The following is a 7737-nucleotide window of genomic DNA, read 5'->3' as shown; positions in this document are numbered from 1 at the left end:
GGGCTCTCCTGCACCAGCCTGAGCGCGGCCTCCCGCCAGCGCAGCGCGGCGAGCTCGGACCCCAGGGAGCGCAGCCGCCCGGCCACGGCATCCTCCAACGCGCCACCCGCCGCGGCCCCGTCGTCCCGCCCGTCCTGCTCGTCGAGGATGCGACGCACTTCGGGAACCGACAGGTCGAGGCCGCGCAGGGAGCGGATCATGCCGAGCCGCTCCACGGCCTCCGGGGCGTACCTGCGGTGCCCGCCGGCGCTGCGCGACGTTTCCGGAAGCAGCCCTCGGTCCGAATAGAAGCGGACGGTCTTGACGCTCACACCCGCGTGCTCGGCCAGTTCACCGATGGTGCACAGACCGTCGTGCGACGAGAACACTTGAACCTCCACCAGGGGGAGTTCCTACGGTACCGGCGAGCGCTGCCGGGGGATCGGGCCGGTGCGCGGGAGACACCGTGACGAGGAGGGACCATGACCGTATTCATCCTGGTGGCCGGGGCGTTCACCGGACCGCACGTGTGGCGGGACACCGCCGCCCGGCTGACCGCGGACGGCGCCGAGGTACGAACGGTGGCGCTCACCGGACTCGGCGGACGCCCCGGAGATCCCGGCGGGGCCGTCGACCTGGAGACGCATGTCGCGGACGTGCTCGCGGTGATCAACGCGGTGGCGGCGGCGGGCGGCCGGGAGATCGTGCTCGTCGGCCACGACTACGGCATCCACCCGGTGCTCGGCGCCGCCGACCGGAGGGCGGGGGCGATCGCCAGGATCGTCCATCTGGACGCCGGGATGCCGAGGGACGGAGTCCCGGCCCTGGCCGCCGTGCCCGACCAGCGCCTGCGCGAGGAGGTGGTGGAGCGCGCCGCGGGAAGCGGGGAAGGGTGGTCCGGCGGTGAGCTGCCGCCCCCGGCCCGGGACGCGTGGTCCCGCTGGGGGAGCACCGCGGGTCTCTCGGAGGCGGCGCTCGACGGGCTCACCGCTCTCGCGGCGCCGCAGCCGCTCGGCACGCTGCTCCAGCCGCTGCGGCTCACCGGAGCCGTGGCCGAGGTGCCCGTGACCGGGGTGCTCTGCACCGGCAACGGGCCGGGCGTCGAGATGCTCCAGATCCTGGTGGACGTCGGCGACCCCGCCGTCCGGGCCCTGGCCGAGGCCCGGGTGCCCTTCTTCGAACTGCCCACGGGGCACTGGCCGATGCTGTCCTGCCCCGCCGAGCTGGCCGCGACCCTGATCGAGGCCGCGTCCGGCGCGGGGCACCGGCTGACCGCCGCCGACCCCGCCCGTACGCCCGCCCATCTGCGGCCGTTCCTCCTCGACGTGCCCGAACGACCCCGCGAGCGGGCCGGGAACACCGACCTCTACCTGCCGGACGGTCCGGGCCCGCACCCGGCCGTGGTGTTCGTGCACGGCGGACCGGTGCCCGCCGAGGCGAGGCCCACGCCCCGGGACTGGCCGACCCTGACGGGATACGCACGTCACGTCGCGGGGCAGGGCGTCGTGGGCGTGACGCTCGACCACCGCCTGCACGCCGTCACCGACTACGAGGTGGCCGCCGCGGACGTGGCCGACGTGGTGGAGCGGGTGCGCGCCGATCCGCGGGTGGACGCGGACCGGGTCGCCCTGTGGTTCTTCTCGGGCGGGGGCCCGATGGCGGCGGACTGGCTGACGAACCCGCCGGCATGGCTGCGCTGCGTGGCCGCGAACTACCCGATCCTCTCGCCGCTGCCGAGCTGGGGACTGGACGGCACCCGCTTCCACCCGGCCCGGGCGGTCTCCCACGCCGGTCGCCTTCCCGTCGTGCTGGTCCGGGCGGAACGCGAGAGCGCCGAAATCGCCGCGACCGTCGAGGAGTTCCTGGCCGAGGCCGCCCGCTGCGGAGCGAACGTCGAGGTCATCGACGTACCGGAGGGGCGTCACGGCTTCGAGACGCTCGACCCGACCGACGGGGCGCGCGAGGCCGTGCACCGCGCGGTGGGCGCGGTGCTCGGCCGCTTGAAGGGGTGACGCCCCCGGATGTGTGAGGGGTGGCCGGCCGGGCGCGACGCGCCCGGGAGTCGACCGGATGAGGGGGCGACTACTCGATGACCAGCTCGACGTCGATGTTCCCCCGGGTGGCCCTGGAGTACGGGCAGTAGGCGTGGGTGGCCTCGACCAGCTTCCGCCCGGCCTCGCCCGCGAGGGAGTCCGGGAGCTCCACGCGCATGACCACCGAGAGCCCGAAGCCGTCGCCGTCCTTGCCGATGGAGACCTCGGCGGTCACGGAGGCGTCCTTGGTGTCGATCTTCGACTCGCGACCGACGGCGGCCATCGCGCTGGCGAAACAGGCGGCGTAGCCGGCGGCGAAGAGCTGCTCGGGGTTGGTGCCCCGGCCGTTGCCGCCGAGGGCCGGCGGCATGGCGAGGGGGAGGTCGATCTGACCGTCCGAGCTCACGGCACGGCCCTCGCGGCCGTTGGCGGTGGCGGCGGCGGTGTACAACGCGTCCATGGGATGACCCTCCACTGGAGCCCCGACCGGGATGGTCGCGGCGACAGAGATAACGATTGCACACAACTAAATTGTGCACAATCTAATGATGTGGTCGGCGGTACGCTGGAACCCATGACCACTGCTCCGGGCGGCTCGCCCGATCTCTCCGGCGTCCCCGACGCGGAGCTGCTGCGACTGGACCACCAGGTCTGCTTCTCGCTGCACGCCGCGTCGCGCGCGTTCGGCGGCTTCTACCGGCAGGCTCTCAAGGGCCTGGGCCTCACCTACTCGCAGTACCTGGTCATGCTGGTCCTCTGGGAGCACGGCGCCCAGCCGGTCAAGGACATCGGGGAGCGCCTCCATCTGGAGTCCGGGACCCTCTCGCCGCTGCTGAAGCGGCTGGAGACGGCCGGGCTGGTCCGGCGCGAGCGCAGCCGCGAGGACGAACGCTCCGTTCTGATCGACCTGACCGACGAGGGCGCGCGACTGCGCGACCGAGCACTGTCCGTCCCCCGTGGCGTGCTGGACGCCACCGGCCTGTCCCTGGACGAGGTCCTCGGGCTGCAGGAAGTCCTGGGCCGTCTCACCGCGGCCCTGGGCGAGGCCGCCGACGCCTACTGAGCCGCCGGGAACGGCGCCCGGCCGGAAGCGGCTCCGCGCTGTGACGGAGCCGCCGAAGCCGGCGAGCCGGCGAACCCGTGACCGGTGATCAGCTGTCGCGGTGAGTCAGGGCGTCGGCGATGCGGTCGGCGACCGCCCGCCGCGTTCCGGGGTCCAGCCGCTCCGAGGTCAGGGATTCGTGCAGCCACAGGCCGTCGGCCGCGAGGCGGACGATGAACCGGTCGAGTGCGGCAGGGTCCTCGGCCGCCGACGCCGGGGGCGGTGCCCATCGTTCCGTCACGGCTTCCCACACGGCCGCGTGCGCCGTGTTCGTCGAGCCTTCGAGCATGAGCAGGAGCTCGGCCCGCGTGGCGCTCTGGATGGCGACCCGGGTGTAGGCGGCGAGCCGTTCCTCCCGGGTGGCCTCGGCCGCGGGTTTCCCGGCCGCCGCGACCAGGTCGGCTTCCCACCGGTCGGCCAGATGCTGGTGGATCGCCCGGACGAGGTCGTCGCGCGAGGCGAAGTGGTAGAGGAGACCGCCCTTGGTCAGCCCTGCCTCCGCCGCGACGGAGTCGAAGGTGACGCTCTTGACGCCCTCACGTTGCACGACACGGGCGGCGGCTTCGAGGATCTGGGTCCGTTTGCTGGTTCGCATGCGTTGCTTCCGTGTCGTCGGGTCGGTGGTGTGCGGAACCGGGTGGTGTGCGGAGGCCAGTGGTGCACGGGGCTCAGTGGTGTGCGGAGGCCAGTGGTGCACGGGGCTCAGTGGTGTGCGGGGCCGGACATCGCGGATCCGGGGCCGTGGCGGCGCAGCAGGACGCCGGTCGCGAGGGCGCCTACGGCGAGAACGGCGGCGACCACGATCATCACGGCCAGGTACGCGCCGTCGAACGCTTCGGATGCGGCGGTGACCAGCGCGCTGTTGGTCCCCGCCTCTTCCCTCTTCCCCGGCCAGGGCGAGCGCGCTGTCGAGGCTGTCGCGCGCCCGTTCGGACACCCCGGCGGGGAGGTCGATGGTCGCGGAGTACACAGCGGTCAGCAGGCTGCCGAGGAGGGCCACCGCGACCAGGCTCCCGAACTCGTAGGAGACCTCCTCGACGGACGAGGCCATGCCCGCCCTGCGGGCCGGGACGTTGCCCATGATCGCGCTGGACGCGACGGACATGGCCGCGCCGAGGCCGCTGCCGGTGGTGATCAGCCCGGTGACGAGGAGGCCCATGCTGGTGGCGAAGTTCATGAGCACCAGCACGGTGCCGACGGCGCCCAGGGCGAGACCCCCGGTGATGAGCGGCAGCAGGCCGACCCGGTGGAGGACCCACCGATCGCGGCCGCGAGGACGGCGGCGGTGATGACGGCCGGAGCGGGGCCGGTCTTCGCCGTCTCCTTGATCGCGATGACGAGGCCGACCAGGGCGACGAGCGCCAGGAGCGAGGAGACCGGGTCCCAGCGCTTGGAGGGGTCCGGGTCGTCTCGCGGAGCGACGAACAGGGTGGCCACGACCGCCGCGAGGACGACCGGGACATTGATGATGAAGACCGATCCCCACCAGAAGTGCTGCAGCAGGATCCCGCTGATGATCGGACCCAGCGCGCTGCCCACGACCGCCGTGGTGCCCCATACGGCGATGGCCATGTTGCGCTCGCGCTCGTCGTCGAAGGTGACGCGGATCAGGGCGAGCGTGGCGGGCATCATCGCGGCCGCTCCGACGGCGAGGAAGGCCCGTGCGGCGATCAGGGCCTCCGGGCCGGTGGAGAACGCCGCGGCGAGCGAGGCCGTGCCGAAGACCGCGAGGCCGATCAGGAACATCCGCCGGTGCTCCACCCGGTCGCCGAGCGTGCCGCTGCCCAGCAGCAGGCCGGCCATCACGACCGGGTAGGCGTTGATGATCCAGAGTCCCTCGGAGCTGCTCGCGCCGAGATCCTCCATCAGCGTCGGCAGAGCCGCGTACAGGATGGAGTTGTCCAGCGTGATCAACAGGAGTCCTGTGCTCACCACTGCCAGAAGCGACCAGCGCCGCTTCGTGCGTGCTGAGGGTCATCCTCTGTGAGCCTCGCTGTGAGAACCGTCCGAACTTCATAACTGTACCTGACGAAAGGTACAGTTATGAACCCGGTCAGGCATGGATGACAGAAAGACCTGTCACTACCGCGTGGCGACAAATATACTTGCTGTGCTGCCTGCTGACAGTTAAAGTTGTCGCATGGACGACACGAAGGTGATTCCGACCCCTGACCAGAACGATGAGAACTTCTGGGCCACGGTCCTGACTCCCGTGGACCCCGCGTGGAACGAGCCCGGCGACGAGGACACGTTCGCCATGGACGAGCAGGTGCTCGACGCGGCCCGGTCACTGGCAGAACGGATCTCCACGCGCGCGCTGGCCTACCGCGCGGCCGGCAAGCCCTTCGACGCGGCCCTCATGGCCGCGCCCGATGTTCAGCTGGCCATGCTGCGGTCCCTCTACGAAACCAAGCGGTCCGTCGACCGGCTGGCCGAGAGCGCGGCCACCGTCGCCGGACGCGGTGGGTCCAGCTACGCACAGCTCGGCGCGGCCTGGGGCGGCATCAAACGCCAGTCGGCCCGCCTCAAGTGGCCCCATGCGGTGCCCAAGAAGTCCGCCAGCGAATCGATTCCGCTCCACTACGCGGGCGGCGACGCCGTCATTCACCACGACCCGGGCGCCGACGCCTGGTGGTACACCGCGACGGGCGCGGACCTGCGGGAGGAGGAGTCGGAAGCCGTCCACGGCACGTCCGCCGAGGCCATCGCACGGGCGACCGAGTTCCTGCTGACGCACGACCGGCCCGCGCGGCGCGAAACCGCGTGACGCCGGGCATCGCCCGACTCGCTTGATCCCGCATCGCACGACCGCTACCGATGTGGATCTCGCGCTCGTGGACAGCGCTGCGCACGCCGGTCGCCGGACTTCCCGCCGAGGAGTCTCGACGACGTGGGCTCCCCGCGACGGCCGTGAGGCGGCACCGGTCCGTTCAGGTCCCGCTCGCTCCGCGGCGGAAGTCCCAGGCCTCGATGTCGCGGTAGTGGATCGGCCCCGGGCCTCGGCCGATGTTGCTGCCGACCAGGTGGAGTCGCCCGGCCTCCCAGCTCCGGCCGGCGAATGCGGCGAGCCCTTCCGCGGCCTCTGCCGTGGCCGCGTGGTCGCCCCGGCGGGACCGGGCGAGGGTCAGATGGGGCCGGAGCGGCCGCTCCGGGAAGGAGACACCGCACTCCCTGACGAGGGCGCGTACGTCGGCGGCGAGGTGATGCAGCCCTTCGAGGTCCCCCGTGACCCCGGCCCACAGCACCCGCTCGTCGAAGTGCCCGCCGCCGTGCAGCGCCAGCCGCAGAGGCCGTCGCCGCGCCGCGAGCCCGGCGAGCGGAGGCATCAGGGGCGGGACGGCGGCGACCGGTAGCTCACCGAGGAACGCGAGGGTGATGTGCCAGTCCTCGATACGGTTCCACCGCATGCGGGGGTAGGCGTCGTAGGCCGGGCGCAGCGCCTGCGCCAGCTCTTCCTTCGCGTCGTCGGGCGGGGCGAGCGCCAGGAACACGCGGGTCGTCGCGGCCCGGACGCGTTCGTCCGCAGGGGGGCCGGTCACGGCTTCGAGCGGTTCGTTCACCTGCCGTACCGTACGTGCCGGCCGTGTCCCCGCCACGACGCGGGGCCGACGACGGGATCGGGCGCGGGCCGACGCCGTACCGTACGGCGCGATGCGGCAACGAGGGGGCGGCGAGGGTGACTGCGGCAGGGCATCAGGGCGAACCGCGGCACCGCGAGGCGGCCCGGACGAGCGCCTGAGCCCGCGGCGGTTCCGCGCGCCGGTCAGCCCAAATAGTTCGTGCGGCCCTCCTCGTCGAGGTCGAAAGGGCCCTCGGGGATGATGCAGAACTCATTGCCCTCGGGGTCGCCCATCACCAGGAACCCACCATCGGCGTATCCCTCCAGCCGGCGCCCGCCGAGCGCCTCGACCCGCTGCTGCTCCGCGGCCGGGTCGGGTGCCGAGATATCGAAGTGCATCCGGTTCTTGGACCGCTTCGGCTCGTCGGTCCGCTGGAATCCCAGTCCCAGGCCGTGCTCGCGCCGCAGCCATACGTAGGGACCCGTACGGCCCACGACCGGCCTGCCGAGCAGCTCGGACCAGAACGCGGCAAGCCGTTCCGGGTCCGAGGCATCGATGATGAGGGCGTTGATCGGCGTCATGTTTTCTCCGCTCCGTTCCTGGAACCTCGGGAATGTCTCGCTCGGCCGGGCCCCCGGCCGCTCACTCCAGCATCGGTTTCCGGCGCGCGCCACGCCATGCGTCACTCCACGCCCCGGAGGCCGGGCATCCCACGGATCAGGACGTGCCCGCGTGCGAGGATGGGCGCATGAGATCGCGACTGCCCTGGGGGGACGAGTTACGGGCAGGACTGGGCGCTCCGAGGCGCTCCCGACGGCTGAGCAGCAGCCCGCGCTCACGCGTGTGGCGGGTGGAGACGGCCGGGGCGCCCGTGGTGGTGAAGCAGATCGTCGGCGGCCCCGACGCCGATGAGCGGTACGCCCGTGAACTGGCCGCGTTGCGGCTCGCCGCAGGAGCCGACCCGGCCGTGGTGCCCGCACTGCTGGGCACCGTCCCCGGCGACCGGGTGCTGGTCCTGGAGCATCTGGACCACCAACACCCCTCCGGCGACTGGATCGTGGAC

At 72.4% G+C, this 7737-nt stretch carries 8 protein-coding genes and 2 pseudogenes; 4 read left to right on the top strand and 6 right to left on the bottom strand.

Going from position 1 to position 7737, the window contains the following annotated elements; translation table 11 throughout:
* Positions 1–368 (bottom strand): MerR family transcriptional regulator (locus tag CR470_RS33835; RefSeq protein WP_143663930.1); only part of this gene is annotated, 368 nt, incomplete at its 3' end.
* A gap of 93 nt (positions 369–461) precedes the next feature.
* Between CR470_RS33835 and CR470_RS33830 the strand changes: the two genes are divergently transcribed.
* Entirely contained in the window at positions 462–1991 is a 1530-nt protein-coding gene (locus tag CR470_RS33830) for an alpha/beta hydrolase (RefSeq protein ID WP_097871268.1), read from the top strand.
* A 70-nt stretch (positions 1992–2061) separates the two neighbouring features.
* Here CR470_RS33830 and CR470_RS33825 read toward each other — a convergent pair whose 3' ends face one another.
* Positions 2062–2472, bottom strand: a complete 411-nt coding sequence (locus CR470_RS33825; protein ID WP_097871267.1) for an Ohr family peroxiredoxin — start codon at positions 2470–2472, stop codon at positions 2062–2064.
* A 114-nt stretch (positions 2473–2586) separates the two neighbouring features.
* On the opposite strand from CR470_RS33825, the gene CR470_RS33820 reads away from it, so the two are divergent.
* Positions 2587–3075 (top strand): MarR family winged helix-turn-helix transcriptional regulator, encoded by a 489-nt coding sequence (locus CR470_RS33820; RefSeq protein WP_097871269.1) that lies wholly within the window; start codon positions 2587–2589, stop codon positions 3073–3075.
* An 88-nt stretch (positions 3076–3163) separates the two neighbouring features.
* Here the strand turns inward: CR470_RS33820 and CR470_RS33815 are convergent, their stop codons facing one another.
* Both CR470_RS33815 and CR470_RS41395 read right to left on the bottom strand, forming a co-directional pair.
* A complete protein-coding gene (locus tag CR470_RS33815) occupies positions 3164–3709 on the bottom strand; it encodes a TetR/AcrR family transcriptional regulator (RefSeq protein ID WP_097871266.1) in 546 nt (181 codons plus the stop codon).
* A 107-nt stretch (positions 3710–3816) separates the two neighbouring features.
* Positions 3817–5055 (bottom strand): annotated as a pseudogene (locus CR470_RS41395) (MFS transporter).
* 199 nt (positions 5056–5254) lie between these two features.
* Here CR470_RS41395 and CR470_RS33805 point away from each other — a divergent pair.
* A complete protein-coding gene (locus tag CR470_RS33805; RefSeq protein WP_097871265.1) occupies positions 5255–5881 on the top strand; it encodes a hypothetical protein in 627 nt (208 codons plus the stop codon).
* 163 nt (positions 5882–6044) lie between these two features.
* On the opposite strand, the gene thpR is transcribed toward CR470_RS33805, so the two are convergent.
* Positions 6045–6674 (bottom strand): RNA 2',3'-cyclic phosphodiesterase, encoded by a 630-nt coding sequence (thpR, locus tag CR470_RS33800; RefSeq protein WP_097871264.1) that lies wholly within the window; start codon positions 6672–6674, stop codon positions 6045–6047.
* 203 nt (positions 6675–6877) lie between these two features.
* Positions 6878–7255, bottom strand: coding sequence for a VOC family protein (locus CR470_RS33795; protein ID WP_097871263.1), 378 nt, complete (start codon positions 7253–7255; stop codon positions 6878–6880).
* Positions 7256–7422: 167 nt separating this feature from the next.
* Here CR470_RS33795 and CR470_RS33790 point away from each other — a divergent pair.
* Positions 7423–7737 (top strand): annotated as a pseudogene (locus CR470_RS33790) (phosphotransferase); the annotation flags it as partial.

Origin of the sequence: Streptomyces sp. rh34 (assembly GCF_002551245.1) — a bacterium.
GTDB lineage: Bacteria > Actinomycetota > Actinomycetes > Streptomycetales > Streptomycetaceae > Streptomyces.
This window is presented reverse-complemented; position numbering and strand designations above follow the sequence as displayed.

What these genes read in the sequence shown, in the direction of transcription:
- CR470_RS33830 (WP_097871268.1), top strand. Translation starts at nt 462, where the DNA reads ATGACCGTATTCATCCTGGTGGCCGGGGCGTTCACCGGACCGCACGTG.
- CR470_RS33825 (WP_097871267.1), bottom strand. Translation starts at nt 2,472, where the DNA reads ATGGACGCGTTGTACACCGCCGCCGCCACCGCCAACGGCCGCGAGGGC.
- CR470_RS33820 (WP_097871269.1), top strand. Translation starts at nt 2,587, where the DNA reads ATGACCACTGCTCCGGGCGGCTCGCCCGATCTCTCCGGCGTCCCCGAC.
- CR470_RS33815 (WP_097871266.1), bottom strand. Translation starts at nt 3,709, where the DNA reads ATGCGAACCAGCAAACGGACCCAGATCCTCGAAGCCGCCGCCCGTGTC.
- CR470_RS33805 (WP_097871265.1), top strand. Translation starts at nt 5,255, where the DNA reads ATGGACGACACGAAGGTGATTCCGACCCCTGACCAGAACGATGAGAAC.
- CR470_RS33795 (WP_097871263.1), bottom strand. Translation starts at nt 7,255, where the DNA reads ATGACGCCGATCAACGCCCTCATCATCGATGCCTCGGACCCGGAACGG.